Origin of the sequence: Nostoc sp. (assembly GCF_036917455.1) — a bacterium.
Lineage (GTDB): Bacteria > Cyanobacteriota > Cyanobacteriia > Cyanobacteriales > Nostocaceae > Nostoc.
The window spans coordinates 1-17303 of the sequence record NZ_JBALDK010000056.1 but is presented as its reverse complement, the minus strand read 5'-3'; the positions used below and the strand labels follow the sequence as shown (position 1 = coordinate 17303).

Sequence of the window (17303 nt, the reverse complement as noted above, 5' to 3'; positions counted from 1 at the left end):
CAAGATACGGGTGTAGGAATTGCACCAGGAGATTTAGAAAATATTTTTGAGCGTTTTTGGCGAGCAGATAAATCACGTTCTTATAATTCTGGTGGTTCTGGTTTGGGATTGGCTATTGCCCAAGCGATTGCTGAGAATCACGGTGGATTAATTACTGCCACAAGTCAATTGGGAATTGGTAGTTGTTTTACTGTGCGTTTATCAGTAGGTTCACTTAATGAATATTTGTAAAGCTTTTATAGTTCTGCCCTTCCATATAAATCCAAAGCCTGTAAACCTACGCTTAACAAATTCAGGTAAATCTTTTCGAGTTCTTTACTTTTAGTGTGTAAAGTGCAACTACTTACCAGAGATTACTGATTGATAACCATAAACCTGAGTTTTAGTTGTGCTATTGAACAATGCTTGAAAAGCATAACTCAATATCCATCTCTTGCTTGGCTTTTTCCTATCTCTACCTTTAGCGATATAGAAAGCTAATTCCAGTAGAATCTGTCAAGAATATTGTGCTAAATTTCCAAGTTCTTAAATTTTGTTATCCAGAGTAAATTTGCTCACTATGTTTTTCAGGAAGCTTAATATGAAAAAGCTAATTCATGCTATTGCATTAACTTTAACAATTGCGTCTTTATCATCTGCTGCCTATGGCTCAAACACAATGAAAACTAGCAGATTTCCTGAAATTGTTGGGGCAGTGCAATTCCCTCAAAATAAGGCGAAAGTTGTCAGAGATTCTTTCCAGCTAAAAATTCCCCAAGATAGCAGAGCTTTATCCCAAATGACTATTGCTGTACCTCAAGGTTTAACTGTAAGGAATGACATTAACTTATCTGACCAGTCTGGTCAAAAAATTGCTACCAATATTACTGTCAATGACAGAACCATTACAATTGCTTTCCCTCAGCAGGTAGCTCCTGGAACTGAACTCAACATTGATCTCAATCGTGTCTTAATCTCAGGAACTTCTAATGCTTGGCTCTATCCGGTTTCTGTCAGGCTTGTGGGGCTGAATGCAGATATCCCAGTGGGTGTATTTCGGCTACCAATTTACTAACAGGTGTTTTTGGTAAAAAGTTGAACAGCAATTTCAGCCGTGATGGTTGTGATGATAGGAGTATGATTGCGGGTGTCACGTGTATTAGTATTGTCTTTAAGCATAACAATTGAGTCGCTAGTATGTTTATCCGTTTGCTTGCCAGTTTTTGCTCAGACAGCTAGAGTATCAAATCTCACCTTGGAGACGGCAATAAACCAAGCTGAAGCAAATAATCCTCAATTGCTGGCAGCACAGCGCAGTATTTCTGTTGCTCAAGCAGGAGTTGCCGTCGCCGGAGTTATACCAAATCCCCGTCTAGCAATAGATATACCCTTTGGTCAAGCTGAAACTAAGCGTACTATTGGTATCGAGCAACCGATTGAACTGGGTGGTAAACGCGGAGCGCGTCTAGCTTTAGCCAACTCCCAGGTGCAACAAGCCCAGTTACAGTTAGACTCTTTACGTTGGCAAATTCGTATTCAGGTACGTCAGGCTTATGCAGAGTTAGCTTTAGCTCAAGGAGCACAGCAGAATACAGAACAATCTCTTGCTATCAACAAACAACTTGTTGATATTGCTAAGATGCGTTTTCAAGCAAATGATGTGGCACGAGCAGATGTTGTCCAAGCTGAGTTTGCATTTGCTCAAGCACAGCAAAAACTGGAACCAGCAATTAACCGCGTTCGTCAGGCTAGCATTCGTCTCAATACCCTTTTGAGCCAACCTACTGATACAGCGATTAATTTAGCGGATAGCGAGGCGTTCCGATTTTCTGGGAAAGACTCACAGCCAGGATTGGCGATTTTAGCAAAGCTTCCAGATTTAAGAGTATTAAAAAAGTTAGCGAAAGCGTCACGATTAGATTTAGCTCTAGCTCAACAACAAATACAAATTAATCATAAACAGATTCAAGTGGCTCACTCAGCCCGTATTCCAGATATCACCTTGGCAGCATCTTATGTTTGGGACCCTGGTTTAAATACAGATGGTGCGCCACCTCCTACGACGACAACGGCCGTCATTTTTGGCGTGCGAGTGGATTTGCCTTTGTTCAATAGCGGAGGGAGTGGAGTTAGACAAGCTCGTGCTAATCTTTCTGTGGCTGAAGTACAGAACGCAGTTCTAGAATCACAAGTTGATTCTGAGGTGGCAATAGCCTACGAAAATACTCTGAGTACCCAACGAGTATTAGAACGCGATCGCACAGTTTTATTACCACAAGCTTTAGAAGTTCTCAATTTATCCCGCAAAAGCTATGAGTATGGTCAAACTGGTTTGAGTGATTCTTTACTCACACAGCAGTCTGTGCAGGCTGTGTTTGATAACTTCTACAGTGATATCCTCGCCTACCAGACGGCTTTAGGCGCACTAGAGCAAGCCGTTAATCTACCTCTGTCTGTGATTCAAAACACCGATGCCCCCAAAACACCTTAAACAAGCGGGGTGTTTGCCGGGGAAACTTCCCTTGCCAAACATCTTTACCACTATTTTGCTGATGCTGTTGCTAATTGGTTGTCAAGGGAAAGACCCAACAGCCACCGAAACTCCTCCCGTAGTATCCTTACCTGTTGTTGACGTGCAACGCCAGGATATACCTGTGGTAGTCAACATTCGCGGCACAGTTAGCGCTTCTCCAAATATGAGTGCGAAACTTAGCCCAGCTGTAGCCGGAAAACTTGTAGCCGTTACCGTAGTACCTGGTCAGCAGGTGGCGAAAGGGCAGATAATAGCTCGTCTGGATAATCGTCAAAGTCTCGATCAGGTAAACCAAGCAACAGCAGCGTTACGTTCAGCCCAAGCGGGTGTTGCTCAAGCACGTACTGCTTTGGAACTTGCACAAAAGAATTTGTCGAGATCGCGCCGCCTCTACAACGAAGCTCTTAATCCGACGCAAAAAGCCACAGACCCCGGTATCCAAGGAGCAAGAGGAGGTGTTGCTCAAGCTCAAAGCAATCTCGCTTTTGCCCAAAATAACTTACAACGACAACAAAAACTCTTTAAAGAAGGCATAACACCCAAAAAAGACTTGATTGCCGCCCAAAATCAAATCGAAACGGCTCAAGCTGCTTTGAACATTGCCCAAGCAGCTGTACAACAAGTCGCGCCCGAAAAAGATGTGATTGCCGCTCAATCTCAATTGGAAACAACCCAAGCTCAAATTGCTGCTGCAATTGCTCAAGAGAAACAGGTTAATGCTTCCCGCGAGCAAGCCCAAACTCAACTCAGCTTTACTGATATCCGCAGCCCCATCGCTGGAGTTGTAGCTAACCGCTTTTTGAATATTGGTGATACCACTGACCCTAATATACCAGTCATTCAGGTCGTCAACTTATCAAAAGTGATACTTAATGCCAACATCAGCGCCGACAAAAAAGCTAATATTCGTGTTGGTCAAAGCGCCAAAATCCTCAGCTTAACCGACGGGAGCTATTCCAGTGTTGTCACGGCTGTTAGTCCAATTGTCGATCCCCAGAGTAATACCCGGAATATCCAAATCCGCGTTGATAATTCTGGCGGGCGGTTAAAAGAGAACCAAATTGTCACTGTGTCTATTATTACAGATATTCATCAAGCAGTAATTACAGTCCCCCAAACGGCGTTGGTTTCAGACCCAGAAAATCCCAATGGACGTATGGTTTATACCGTCAAAGCTGGGAAGTTGGAAAGAAAAAAAGTGCAAATTGGTATCCAGCAGAGCAATGTACTCAATGGCAACTTTGCTTCCCGCGTTGAGATTGTGTCAGGATTAACAGGTAATGAAAGAGTGGTAGCTAAAGGGGCTTACGGATTGGCAGATAGTACTCCTATACAGGAGGTAAAGCAATGATTCGTTTTACCAAGCTACTACAATCTCAAGCAAAAGCGATTTACCTAATATTTGTATTAATCGCAATTTTAGGTATATTCGCTTACAGTAATCTGCCCAGTGGAGTTTATCCCGAATTATCCTTTCCTCGGATTGCCGTAATTGCTGAAGCTGGGAATATTGCCCCAGAACAGGTAGTCCTTACCGTGACTCGCCCTTTAGAAGTAGCTACTAACCAAGTTTATGGTGTCCAGAAGATCCACTCAAAAACTGCCCGTGGTTCTACAGAACTCTCAATAGAGTTTCAGCCCACGACCGATATGCAACAGGCTCTCCAACAATTGGAAGCCAAAATTAATGAAGTACGGAGTACCCTGCCAGCTGGCGTTAACCTCACGGTTGAGCGAGTTACCCCTGCCATTTTTCCGGTACTCAGCTACAACGTTACCACCGATACTTTAGCGCAAACAGACCTGTACTCAATTACTCAGTATCAAATCTTGCCTTATTTAAGCAGAGTTGCAGGTGTTGCCCTTGTCAATCTTCAAGGGGGAAATATCCCGGAAGTGGAAGTGCAGATTGACCCGAATCGCTTGCAAAATTATGGTTTGAGTTTATCACAAGTTACCGACACGATTGGGCGTTCAACTCAGAATCAAGCGGTAGGTAAACTAGATAGTAACTACCAGCAAAATTTAATAGTTACCAATGGTCAGCCAATAAACACGTCTGCGCTTACAGAGATTGTGGTAACGACGAAAGGTGCTGGTAAACCTATATTTTTAGAGGATTTGGGACAAGTTTCTTTGGGTGAGGCTGACCCTACCCAAATTGTTAGTGCCAAGGGTAAACCAGGATTGACACTAAATATCTTCCGCCAGCCGAATAGTAATGTTGTAGCTGTAGCTGAGGCGGTGCAGCAGGAGATTAAGTCACTGGAAAAAAGTTTGCCGCCAGGAGTGCAAATCGCTAAAGCTTACGATGAATCTGGATTAGTTGTAGACGCGATCGCTAATGTCCGCGATTCTATTGCTATTGGTATTGTCCTGATTATTATTGTACTATACGTATTTTTACGAGAATGGCGCAGTACAGTAATTGCTGCCATCACTATTCCTCTATCTGCACTTGCGGCCTTTGGGGTGTTATCCTTGGTTGGTCAAAGTCTGAATCTCATGTCTTTGGGAGGACTAGCGGTAGCGATTGGCTTGGTAATTGATGATGCGATTGTGGTAATTGAAAACATCGACCGCCAACTGCAAAAAGACTTGAATTCAACCGCAGCTGTAGCAGCTGCAATGGCTGAATTAACTGAACCCGTGATTAGTTCCACGATCACCACAGTAGCAGTGTTTCTGCCTTTGGGACTCTTATCAGGTGTTGCCGGACAGTTTTTTACTAGTTTGACCACTACCTTAACTGCTGCGGTTGGTTTCTCTCTACTGTTGGCCCTGACTCTCACTCCTCTACTAGCAGCAAGCTGGCTGCGGCATCAATCAAATCACTCAGAACCCAAATTGTTAGTTAAGCTGGACAATGCTTATACACGGTTATTGCGTGTTGTGTTTGGGAAAGCGCGTTGGGTTGGTGCGATCGCACTGTCTCTACTAGTAGTCGGGGCAGTATTATTTACTCAGCTAGGTTCGGATTTTTTACCAACCTTTGATGAAGGCAGTTACATCATTGATTACCTCACACCACCAGGAACATCTTTAACTGAAACGGACTTTCTCGCACGCCAATTGGAAGAAATTATCGGCAAAACCCCTGAAGTCACAAATTGGACGCGACGTACAGGTGCAGAAAATGGTTTATTTGCGACTCAGCCGAATAAAGGTGATATTATTGTCGTCCTCAAACCACTGGGGCAGCGTCAACGCCAAGTCTTTGATATCATCGAAGCTCAACGGGAAGATATTTCTAAAAAGTTACCCCAGGTAGGTATTGACTTTCACCAAATCCTCCAAGATGAACTTAACGACCTTTCTGGTGCGGCTAGTCCTGTGGAAGTGCGAATCTTTGGCGAAGAACCAGCTATTCTGCGTAAATTAGGAGAGCAAGTTCAAGCCCGTATTGATAATATTCCTGGTTTGGTAGACTTGGTATCTAGTGGAGGAGTAATCTTACCACAATTAGATATGAGCGTTGATTCCACACAAGCCGGACAGTTAGGATTGACAGCATCAGACGTTACACAGCAAGTACAAGATGGCTTGTTTGGACGGGTAGCAACTCAGATTCGTCAGGGTGACAAGTTAGTAGATGTACGGGTTCACCTTTTAGACAGTGTGCGTCGAGATCCGCAACAACTAGACCAAATCCCAATTGTCGGTACAACTGGCACTACATTACCGCTTTCTGCTGTAGCTAAGATTAAACCAACAACAGGCGAAGAAGCGATTTTGCGTGAGAACCAGAAGCGTTACATTTCCTTTGCAGGTGGTGTTGAAAAACGCGATCTTGGTTCGGTTGTCCAAGATATCAAGAAAAAATTAGCTGGATTTAAGCTACCTCAAGGCTACATTCTCTCAGTCGGTGGATTAATTGCTTCTCAGCAGCAGTCTTTTTCACAATTACTGATGGTCATGGGTTTAGGAGTCTTGCTAGTCTATTTGGTGCTGGTTATACAGTTCCGTGACTTATTACAACCACTAGTAATTTTTACGACAATTCCCTTAGCGCTTTTAGGAGTAGTGCTGAGTTTGTGGGTTACTCAGACACCACTGAATGTTTCCTCGTTTATGGGAATTATTTTGCTGGTGGGTTTAGTGGTAAAAAACGGAATTATTTTGTTGGAATATACTAATCGGTTACATTCAGAAGGTCATACTGTAGAATCTGCTTTACTTGAAGCTGGTCGTGTTCGGCTGCGACCAATTTTGATGACCACACTCTGTACTATTCTGGGTTTACTGCCTTTAGCTTTGGGTTTAGGTGCGGGGGCAGAATTGCAAAAGCCACTAGCGATCGCTGTTATCGGTGGGCTTTCACTCTCTACTATTTTTACTCTAATATTTGTCCCAGTTGTGTTTCGTCTCGTTTCTCGATTTGAGCGTTAAAATGCTATGCAAATTATCATGTATTTGACAAAAGTTTTTTATCAAGTGGGTGATATTCCTATATTTAATCCTCTTTATATTCATGCTTGCATTATTCATCAATGGCTATTAAACTTTACAAGCCAGCCTTTGTCAGTTAATCAAAAATCAGCAATAATGTTCTCCCCCCATCAAGATGATGAAACTTTAGGGTGTGGTGGTTTAATTGCTCTTAAACGTGAAATGGGAATCCCGATTAAAGTTATCTTTTTGACTGATGGGCAAAAATCGCATACAGCAACACCCTGGATTCAAGCACCAGAGAATCTTATTGAAGTCCGTAAACAGGAAGCAACAACAGCTTTACATATTTTAGGGGTAGAAGTATCAGACATTCACTTTTTTGACTTAATAGATGGTACTCTAAACCATTTAAGTAATGAGCAATATCAAAACACTATTAAGCATCTTGTTGAGATAATACAAACTTTTAAACCAGGGGAAATTTATGTTCCTCATCGAAAAGATAATCATCCAGACCACGAATGTACTTATAAATTCGTTAAAGCCGCAATTGAACAATCACAAATAGAATTGGAAATACTGCAATATCCTATTTGGATATTTTGGTTATCGCCATTATTTATCAAATTAAAATTTTCTTATTTAACTGGTGCTGAGCGATTATGTATTAATTCTGTTTTAGAACAAAAAAAAGAGCAATTACAGTTTATAAATCTCAAGCTCCAATTCTTCCACCTCGGTTTCTCAAAAGTTTTTTGCTGAATCATCACGAAATTTTCTTTAAAACTCAACCGAAAATATAAGTTAGTAAGTTAAATTTAACTCTATTTTGAACTTTATAAAAGTGTGTAAAGTCTTTTTCTGTCCTTAGTTATGCCTAACACTTTTTTATTACTCTCATTATAATATAAAATATTTAAAACCTTGTTTCTCCGTGCTTTGTTCCAAACAAGAAATTTTTGGCTTTCCTGAACAAGCGAGGCTTTAACAAAGATTCAAGATCAGGATATTATTTTTCTCTCCTCAGAGATATGAAATAGTGCTAAACAATAATTAAAATTGATTACCGTTGAAATATTAACGATAGGTGGTGTTGATTTAGAACTATTTAAACTTAAACTCTTCTGTGATATCTTTTGCTTTAGGTATAATTTTACCGTCTTTAGTTAACTTAAATTGCAACCCCCGCCACTCAATTTTAGTGCCAAAAAGACAATAGCACCAGATTATAAAGCTCATGAAGTCTCGTAAAATTACAAGCCAGAAATATTTTTTTGCGCTCGAATCTTGGAGATATTTGACACCAACAATCCAGCCCATTATTAAACGTAATATCCAGGTAACAGCTAGCCAAAACCAACAAAAAATAGACCCTTTTATAGTCATCATTAGTATTAAGCTAGTGATGTTACCGTAAGTAAAAACTAGTCCCAAATAACCCCAAGGACGAGAAACTCGAATACCACGCAACCAGCGAACCTGATGCTGAATAGAATCAATCAAGGTGTTAGCAAATAATACGTGTTCTACTATATAGTCAGAAAGCATGACCTTGTAACCCACTTTGGCAGTTAGATAGCCAAGTTGAAAATCGTCTGCGAGATAATCGGCGATCGCTTCAAATCCGCCGATTGCTTTTAGCACTTCTTGACGGATTACAATCGTTGAACCGAGTGCGAACTTCATACCCTCTAACTGTTTGCTAGTGATAGCACCTGCGTGAAAATCGCAAGCAGTCCCAACCGCTTCTAACTTTTCTACCCATCCCTGTGCTATAGAACGATATAAACAGGTGACAACACCAACATTCTTATTATGTAGCGGTTGAACAACTCGCTGCAAGTAGTCTTTCCCAACTCGGATATCGCTATCAGCAATAACTAGGATTTCGTATTTGGCGAAAGATAAAGCATTTGCCAGATTACTCACTTTTAGATTTGTACCAATAATGCGCTCGCAGATTATTAAATGAATATCCAGTCTCGGAAAGTCTCGGATAATTTGTTTGACCACATCTATTCCAGGGTCTTGCGGGCTGCGGACGCTGAAGATAATCTGATAAGTTGAATATTCCTGTCGGCAAAATGTTGCCAAATTTTCGTACATATCTCTGTCCAGTCCGCAAATTGGCTTCAGGATAGTAATGGGTGGATAAAAATTGGGAGCATATATATGGGATTCTCCGAAGGTGACAACTGCTGAATAGATTGAGTAACAATAAAATACGATAGCTGACAAGCAAAGAATTACTATTAAAACGTCGATAACTTTCAGGTTGATATTTATCAAAAAAGCAGATGCAGAAATTTCCATTGACTTAAAGCATTAATCTCCCGATTTCGTCGATAAATATTGATTACAGACAATTAGTATCTACTTTCACTAAAGCAAGTTGAACGTCTGTAGTTATATGATATATTTCGGGGTTTGCGATCTGAATTTAAAGATAAAAAGTCAAGAACTCGGAAAGAATTGGCTTTTTGAGAAGGAATGACATTATTTTGGGATTATTCCAGGAAGCTTCAAAATCACAATTAGAAACCAGGACAATAAGCGATTACTTGCTATTTATCGCTGACTGCTAATAACTTAAAACCTTTCGCCAATACCAAAATTGATGCGGTTCTCACCGTCGCCATTGATGCCATAGTCAATGCGAATTGGCCCCAGTGGCGATTGTACACGCAGACCAAGACCATAACCGTAGCCAGTACCGTTTTTGTTCAGCACCTCCGCTGATCTGGTATTACTCCCCAGATCGCTGCCGATATCAAAAAATAGTGCGCCACTGACGACTGAGAAAACTGGGAAGCGATACTCGGCAGATGCTTGTATATAACTACGTCCACTACCTAATCCTCCTTCTTGATAACCTCGGACAGAGTTGCTACCACCAAGGGTGAAGGCTTCGTAAGGAGGCAAGTCACCAAGGATAGTTCCACCCTGCAAGTTAAATGCTAAAGTTTGTGGGCCTTTGGTAAGACTAATAAAGTTGACAGGGAAATATTGGCTATAGTTACCTCGCAACCTAGTGAGAAAAATATTGCCTAGTCCCACTGGTACTGACTGATCGACTCCGAAGCGGAGATAAGAACCGCTAGTCGGTTGTAAAGGGTTATTACGGCGATCGCTTTGTACCCCTAGTTGCAAAAGTAGCAAATCGTCTTCACCTTGTCCAGATGCACTAAGTGGAACTCGTTCTGTGGGTACTCCATTCTTGAACACCGTTCCTTCTTTTCTGATGTTGCCATTGGCATCACGGGTGGAAACTCGTTGATACTGCAAACCTGCTGAAGCCGTCCATTCAGAATTTTTGTAGGGATTATTGCTCAGGGGACGAGTAAAGGTGACACCGCCACCTAGACGGAGAACACGGGGGCGATCGCCATCCGTCTTCCCCTGTTCAAAGGTTTTGATGTTGTTATTTTTGCCATCAAAAATCAAAGAAATGGAACTGCGGCGGAAAATATTGGCTGTATAGGAAGTATGGTAGGGATCTCCGGCAATCCAGGGGTCGGTATATCGCAGGTCAAACAACAGTTCTCGTTCTCCCACCTGCACTTCTGTCCCCAGTTTTTGGTTCCTACCGTTCAGGTTTTGCTGTTGATAGCTAACTGTTCCAAAAAGTCCGCTAGCAGAACTAATCCCTGCCCCAGCCGCAATAGAACCACTGCTGCGTTCGGCTACGTTCACTACTACATCCACTTTGCTGGGGTCGGTACCAGGGTCAAGGGAGACATTTACATCTTCAAACAGTCCCAGTCCATACACGCGCTGTAGGTCTTTTTGCACGGTGTTGCGATTGAATATTTGTTCTGGCTTCAACTCCAATTCTCGGGTAATGATGTAAGCTTGTGTCCGTCCGCGAATTGGTTGTCCCTTTTCGTCTGTCTCTTGACCATCTTTATTGCGGAACCGGACTCTAATATTCTCTACTATCCCTTCTGCTACTTGCAAGGTAACAACTCCGTTTTCAGAAACTTGGGGCGCTCCAATTACGTTGGCTAGCACGTAACCTTGGTCTTGATATCGCTTGTTTAACTGCTTGATGCTTTCTTGCAAGTCACGCAAGTTAAGGATTTTGCCATATTGCTCCCGAAATACTTCATCGACAGTATTAGCTGGTAATACGGAGGCGACACCAGTGCCAGGATTGGCTTGCACTTCTACCTTGGTCAGGATGGGGTTAGGCTGCACAACAAAGCTCACCCGCACTCCCAAGGGGGTATCTTCTGGCGATGCTTGGACATTGGAGAAGAAACCAGTACCAAAGATGGCGTTAATATCTTCTTGCAGTTGGCTGCGAGTTGTCGTTTGTCCTGGTTGGGTACAAATTACTCTGTAAACTTGGTTTTCTAGTTCTGGTGATAGTTGCCCTGTCTGAGATTTAACCACTACTTCCGACACCAGTACGCGGGGGTCATTAGCTTCTGGGGCTGTGTTGGGTTTAATATTTCCTGGAGTTGTGGGAGATACAGGTGTCGCCGCAGGTAGCTTGACATTTTCCCCACCAGGAGTAGTGCTAGGAGATGGGGAAGGTGTTTTTTGTTGAGTGAGATTTAGGTTTCTTTGAAGGGTTTGTGCCATTGTTGACGTTGTGGAGGTTGGCACTACTACCTCTGGTAAAGCCAATGATGCTGAATTGACTGTTAAGGCTTTGACTGATTGAGACTTGAGATACTCCGAATTTGGAATACCTGTTGTGTTAGGGTGAGATTTTAGACTTTGACTGAAGTGAGTTTGAGCAGTGCCTTTTTCTGCCTGCTGATTTGTTCCTAGTGTAAAAATCTTTGTTGTCTGTTTTAGACTATTAGCAGTTTGTGCATTTCCACTCTCGCAGCTACCCAAAGGAGATGCAATTGCCAGCACTGCCACCAATACCGGGGATAAACGCATTTTATTTACATTCCTCATAGTTACCACACGCGTTACTCCACAGGAGTTACTTAGCGATCGCCTCTGGCGGGGCGTAGCCCATCGCAAGGCAATCATGCTCTTATGCAAAGCAACTGATATCAAAGCCAAAAATACTGATGAAAACTATAGCTATAGCCGGATTAGTTGAGAGATTCATGTGTAAATTTATCTGAAATATCGGTTTCTGATTATAAGCAGCGAAGGTCAAGAACTCGGAAAGATTCATCTTAAATAACTTGATATTTTCATTACCTTGTTAGTTACTGAGGCGAACGCGGCATATTTTTAAAAATTGAAGCAAATCTTTCCGAGTTCTTGACTTTTGTTCTCCATAATTAAATCCGACAACCTTGTTCATACAGGTTGTTTAACTCTAATTACAAGAGTGAATACACAAAAATGATATTATATGCTGTTACTATAGTTTTCTATTAAAGTGCAGTTTCTAATATTACCTAAAATTTTAGGGTTTGACATTTGCAATCTTTGTAAAGTGTAGCCAGAATTAAAAATAATACTTTATTCGATGATAAATCTTGCGGAAACTGCGTATCTAGTGGCAATGTATCGCGCATTGGAAAGCGAACGTGTAGATGCACTATTTAAAGAGCCATTAGCGCGTGTGTTAGCTGGTGGAAAAGGTGAAATGTTTGTTGAAGTTATAGGGGATAAAGACAAAATTACAAATGCGATCGCCATCCGCACCTATGTTATTGATAACTTAATTTTACAGTTAGTTAAGTCAAAAAAGATTGACACTGTAATCAATCTGGCTGCGGGGTTAGATACTCGACCCTATCGATTACCTTTTTGTGCATCGCTTCGTTGGATTGAAGTTGACCTGCCGGAAATCATTGCTTACAAAGAACAATTACTTAAAGACCAGCAACCTTTGTGTTGGCTTGAGCGTGTCAAACTCGATATTACCAACCTGGCATTGAGAAAGACTTTTTTTTCAGAGATTAATCTTGTAGCAAGACAGGCTCTAGTGATCACAGAAGGGTTGCTATCATATCTACACGAAACCCAAGTAGCATTACTTGCAACTGATATTTATGAGCAATCTCATCTGAATTGGTGGCTATTTGAATTGGAATCATCGTTAGCGTTGAAGCACTACGATCAAGTTTACGCTCGAAAAATTTTCGACCAATATTTTGCGAATGGAAATAAAACCTTGTTATTTGCTCCAGAGCAAGGGGCAGAATTTTTTCAACAGTATAATTGGAAAGTTGCAAAATCTGTATCTGCATGGAAAGAGTTACACCGACTCAACCGAGGGATCAAATTTCCCTGGTTACTAGAAATAATTATGAAATGGATTTCTAATGAATATTGGGAAAAAATTCAGCATCAAAGTAGTGTTGTATTGCTTGAGAGAAGCCCCGCCGTTGACGTTCTAGTAAAAACAAAGGAGGTTTTTGAAAAGAGATGATTCAACAACCTCGTATTTAGTTCTTATTTTTTGACCAATATCCCCTACCCCCTCACATCCTAGAGATCCTTATACCTTATGAATTTGGTGAAAACAAGCGTGCCATTCATTTATCCCCCTAATTTTTAGCAGCTGACTTTGAGGCACTGCTCCCAATACAATCGAAGTTTGGTAATATCCGAAAAATAATTGTAAAAGGAATATATTTTGAACACCATACTTTCTCGTAGGGTTGGCAGAGGTATTGCCTCTGTATTCATCTCCGGTTTGAGCTTTTGCTTTCACAATGGGGTAATTAGTGGCACATTACCAACTCCGAACTACCACATCATAAAAAAAATACCTTTAGGTGGAGAAGGACGATGGGATTATCTAACATTGGATAGTTCAGCCCGTCGCCTATATATTACGCGCTCTACAAGGGTAACAGTATTAAATGTTGATACTGGGTTGGTTGTAGGCGAAATTCCTCATACTGTTGGAGTACATGGGGTTGCCATTGCCCCAGAATTAAATCGTGGCTTTATTAGTAATGGTAAGACGGCAACAGCTACTGTTTTCAATTTAAAAACATTACAAGTTATAGGAGAAGTAAAAACTGGTTCTAACCCAGATGCAATTGTCTATGAGCCTATGTCCAAAAAAGTCTTCACTTTTAACGGCAACAGCAACACGGCAACTGTTTTTGATGCCAAAACTACTAAAGTTCTAGGGACAATCGCTTTAGGTGGCAAACCAGAATTTGCTGCCGCTGATGACTCAGGGCGGATTTTCGTGAATTTAGAGGACAAAAACGAAGTTGTCGCAATCAATGCTACTAATCTCCAAGTAAAGGGACATTGGGCGCTCAAACCTTGCTCAGAACCAACTGGTATCGCAATAGATAGACAGCATCAACGTTTGTTCATCGGTTGCACAAACCAACTGATGAGTGTAGTGGACGCAAATACAGGAAGTATTAAAGCTACACTGCCAATTGGCAAGAGGACGGATGCAATTGCTTATGACTTAGTGACTAGATTAGCTTTCAGTTCAAACGGTGAAGGTTCACTGACAGTGGTACATGAAGACTCTGCCAATAAATTTAGTATTGTGAATAACGTTGTAACTCAGCCAGGAGCGCGGACAATGGCGTTAGATTTGAAGACTCATAAGTTATATTTGGACACAGCTAAGTTTCAAGTAAAGTCCACCCCCGTCGCAGGGCAGGTGCGATCTCGACCAAGTATTATCCCTGGTACTTTTGTGATTCTGGTTTTAGGAGATTGACCAAAACAATTGTCAGGAGAGCAATTCGCAATTTTTCGATGCTCAAGGTTAACAGTCTGCCAAGCAAACTTTGCATGGTGGTCTGCACTTGTGCAGATGAGAGACTTATATAAGTCCTTTCCCCTCTGCCAGCCTCCACAAGTGCAATTTTGGGTTGGTGAACTATTAGGTTAATGTTCTCGTTTAAAGTCCTCCCTAGACCCCTCTTTCTCCTTGTTAGTTGGGGCAAAAGATACACCACGCAAGACTTGACCAAACTTAGGGGCAAGGATAACGTGGAACTGTTGAGACGCTGCCTGCGTAGCTGTTGTGTTGGAAAGTCTATCAGTGATGGCAACCACTTGGTTTGGATCTGCTCCTTGATCGCCACTGCTGCTAATGGTCGAAGTTACTGCATACAATCTGACAGTGCCATCACGATTGACTTGGCCTGTCAGATTGCGAAGACCATCTGTTGCAGGATTGTCAGCAGCAGGTAAACCAGCTACGGTGTATTGCTGACCAAGATTCAAACCTTTTTGCAAAACGTAGTCCAATTGCCAGATGCCGTTTACCAAACTCCACTTCTGAAGACCTGCGGTAGTGCTGGTTGCGGCATCAGCAGCAATACCGTCGCCTTCATCGGCAACATACAGCGTGGTTGAGTTGGCAAACCAAATACCAAAGGGATAGTAGATGGGTTGGACAGTTCCATTCAAGTTCTTGCCGATCTTAGCAAGGTTCGTGGGGAAGCCAGGCAGGATAGTAATTGGTGTATTAGCTGCATTGGCGCGGGTTGGTAACCTACCTGCGTTACCGACCTGGTACACAGTATTTATTCCGTTACTACCACTACCTTTTGTTACATATAAGGTGTTTTTGAAAATAGTCTCGCCTCGAAAATTGTTGTCTTTGGCAGTCTTGTCGGCTGTGTAGCCATATTGAGTAATGTTGAATGATCCTACCTGATTTGTGCCAGGAGTTGATGGAGTCGCGTTTTTACCAGGAATGACAATCTGCACACCTGCCGCAGCTGTGACGGATGGTGATCCGTTGCCATTACCAGCATTACCCACAGTGTAGTACAAGCCGTTTGAACCTAGTATACCTGCACGACCATTGTTCCCGGGATATGCGTTGGTTGTAGTTACCTTGGGGGTAAGAAAACGGTGAGAGATAAAGTGTGCATCATCAAAGTTGATTTGTGCTACTGCCCTATAGGTAGGAGTTGTTGTCACTGGGTTGCCCGGTTCGATAATCCCGGGCGTGTTAGAGTTTGACACGTCGAGCTGGTTGATTGGGCTAACGTAACCCATGAAAGTCAGCCCTTTGCCGTCGGGTGTGAGATTTAAGGCTAATTCCGATTTGGATGGAAAACTGGTAGTAATGACACTAGGATCGACGTACATTGTACGGATATCTCTGCCACAAGTAGTAATTTCCTGGAGGAAAATTGGCGAAGTGATGCCAAAGCTGCTATCAACTGTATCATTGTTGAAAACGTCTGGATAAGTGCCGTTTGCGATCGCTATACCCCCACCCGGAAGTGTCTGACCGACAGTTACGGTACTAGCTGTAGCTGCATAAGTACTGCCAGAAATAATCAGGCGATCTGAATTAGAACATTTATCATCCTTGTTCCAATCATCAGCTATTTTGACTATGGGCCAGGAGTAGTCAGATGTAATTGCTGGAGGCTGTAAGTATTGAATTGGGATCATGATGTTTGTATATGCTGTATAAACCGATTTTCAGAGACTCAAATCATCTTTTTTTGCAACCATGTATCCGCAACAAATTTTCTCTTCATACCTTTGGTAGATCGTGGCAAGAAGAATAATTGCTTGCTTATCCTGAACTATTGAGGAGATACAAGTTTTGCGATCTTTGCAGTATACCGATTCGCTTTAAGCGCAGGTACTAGAAACTGATGTGTTAAATACCACATCAGTTTCTTCATTTGTTTTTTTATTCCTCGTACTCCCTGCGGTCTTTATCTATTCGGTATTTTTCTATTTCCAAGTCCCTACAGTCCAGTGGTAATGTCTGGGTTCTATCAATCTGAACACCTTGCAGTCGTTGAGGACTTAAACCTAGAACCTGTAATGTAGTTGGAGCAATTTGGGTGGTAGAAACGGTTTGACTGATAGTTTTACCTTGGAGATTACGGGAAAATCCAGTGCTACCAACAACTAAGGCTACGTGGGTATCAGCATTAGTAAATCCACCATGCTCTGCACGCTTCTTGGTAGCATTACCAAAGAAATAGCCAGTTTTGAGTGGAACAATAATGTCAGGGGTGCGGTCGTTTGTCCTTGGATCTCCCAATCCGGCATTGATAATGCTCTGACCATACAATACTTTCCCCTGAGCAGCAGCATCCTCAGTTGAAAATAAAGTATTTCCTGTGGGATCGCTGACTTTATCAACAGCAGTATCAAATGAGTAATTTTTGGATTTCAGCAGGGCTAATGCTTTTCGGACATCAGATGGATTTTTCAAAAAGATCAGCGATGAAGTATCTTGACCTCGCTCAGAAGCAACCTGGATGCCGTTTCTTACTAACAGAGCAGCAACAGCAGTTAGGTTTCCATCACCACCAGCTTCCCCAGTAACACTATCAAATGTACTGCTCAAACCAACAGTCGGATCTTGAACTGGATTTTGTCCGTGCTTGGCGGTCAAAATCACCAAAGTTGAACTGTCTAATCCTTTCTTTTTCAGTTCATTCAAAATCATACCGATGCTAGCATCAGTGTGGGCTACTGCACTTACCAGGTCAGGACGGGCATTGCCATC

The 17303-nt window shown here is 42.1% G+C and carries 12 protein-coding genes; 8 read left to right on the top strand and 4 right to left on the bottom strand.

Annotated features, from left to right (window positions below):
- The 6 genes from V7K42_RS06220 to V7K42_RS06195 form a co-directional block, all read left to right on the top strand.
- Window positions 1-231: sensor histidine kinase (locus tag V7K42_RS06220; RefSeq protein WP_334914513.1), on the top strand; the 231-nt coding region annotated here is incomplete at its 5' end.
- Between the two features lie 349 nt (window positions 232-580).
- Window positions 581-1054, top strand: coding sequence for a DUF2808 domain-containing protein (locus tag V7K42_RS06215; protein ID WP_334914511.1), 474 nt, complete (start codon window positions 581-583; stop codon window positions 1052-1054).
- A 72-nt stretch (window positions 1055-1126) separates the two neighbouring features.
- On the top strand, window positions 1127-2470 hold the full coding sequence (locus tag V7K42_RS06210) for a TolC family protein (RefSeq protein WP_334914509.1): 1344 nt from the start codon (window positions 1127-1129) through the stop codon (window positions 2468-2470).
- 31 nt (window positions 2471-2501) lie between these two features.
- Window positions 2502-3863 carry an efflux RND transporter periplasmic adaptor subunit gene (locus tag V7K42_RS06205; protein ID WP_334914507.1) on the top strand — a complete coding sequence of 454 codons (1362 nt, stop codon included), beginning with the start codon at window positions 2502-2504 and terminating at the stop codon, window positions 3861-3863.
- Entirely contained in the window at window positions 3860-6901 is a 3042-nt protein-coding gene (locus tag V7K42_RS06200) for an efflux RND transporter permease subunit (RefSeq protein ID WP_334914505.1), read from the top strand. The genes V7K42_RS06205 and V7K42_RS06200 overlap by 4 nt, the downstream gene beginning before the upstream one ends.
- A gap of 6 nt (window positions 6902-6907) precedes the next feature.
- On the top strand, window positions 6908-7666 hold the full coding sequence (locus tag V7K42_RS06195; RefSeq protein WP_334914503.1) for a PIG-L deacetylase family protein: 759 nt from the start codon (window positions 6908-6910) through the stop codon (window positions 7664-7666).
- A gap of 342 nt (window positions 7667-8008) precedes the next feature.
- On the opposite strand, the gene hpnI is transcribed toward V7K42_RS06195, so the two are convergent.
- On the bottom strand, window positions 8009-9217 hold the full coding sequence (gene hpnI / locus V7K42_RS06190) for a bacteriohopanetetrol glucosamine biosynthesis glycosyltransferase HpnI (RefSeq protein ID WP_334914501.1): 1209 nt from the start codon (window positions 9215-9217) through the stop codon (window positions 8009-8011).
- A gap of 276 nt (window positions 9218-9493) precedes the next feature.
- Entirely contained in the window at window positions 9494-11800 is a 2307-nt protein-coding gene (locus tag V7K42_RS06185; protein ID WP_334914515.1) for a BamA/TamA family outer membrane protein, read from the bottom strand.
- A gap of 547 nt (window positions 11801-12347) precedes the next feature.
- Here V7K42_RS06185 and V7K42_RS06180 point away from each other — a divergent pair.
- Both V7K42_RS06180 and V7K42_RS06175 read left to right on the top strand, forming a co-directional pair.
- Window positions 12348-13256 (top strand): class I SAM-dependent methyltransferase, encoded by a 909-nt coding sequence (locus V7K42_RS06180; protein ID WP_334914499.1) that lies wholly within the window; start codon window positions 12348-12350, stop codon window positions 13254-13256.
- Window positions 13257-13463: 207 nt separating this feature from the next.
- A complete protein-coding gene (locus V7K42_RS06175; protein ID WP_334914497.1) occupies window positions 13464-14525 on the top strand; it encodes a YncE family protein in 1062 nt (353 codons plus the stop codon).
- 170 nt (window positions 14526-14695) lie between these two features.
- On the opposite strand, the gene V7K42_RS06170 is transcribed toward V7K42_RS06175, so the two are convergent.
- Both V7K42_RS06170 and V7K42_RS06165 read right to left on the bottom strand, forming a co-directional pair.
- Window positions 14696-16225 carry a hypothetical protein gene (locus V7K42_RS06170; protein ID WP_334914495.1) on the bottom strand — a complete coding sequence of 510 codons (1530 nt, stop codon included), beginning with the start codon at window positions 16223-16225 and terminating at the stop codon, window positions 14696-14698.
- Between the two features lie 247 nt (window positions 16226-16472).
- A partial coding sequence (locus V7K42_RS06165; RefSeq protein ID WP_334914493.1) for an alkaline phosphatase family protein occupies window positions 16473-17303 on the bottom strand: 831 nt, incomplete at its 5' end.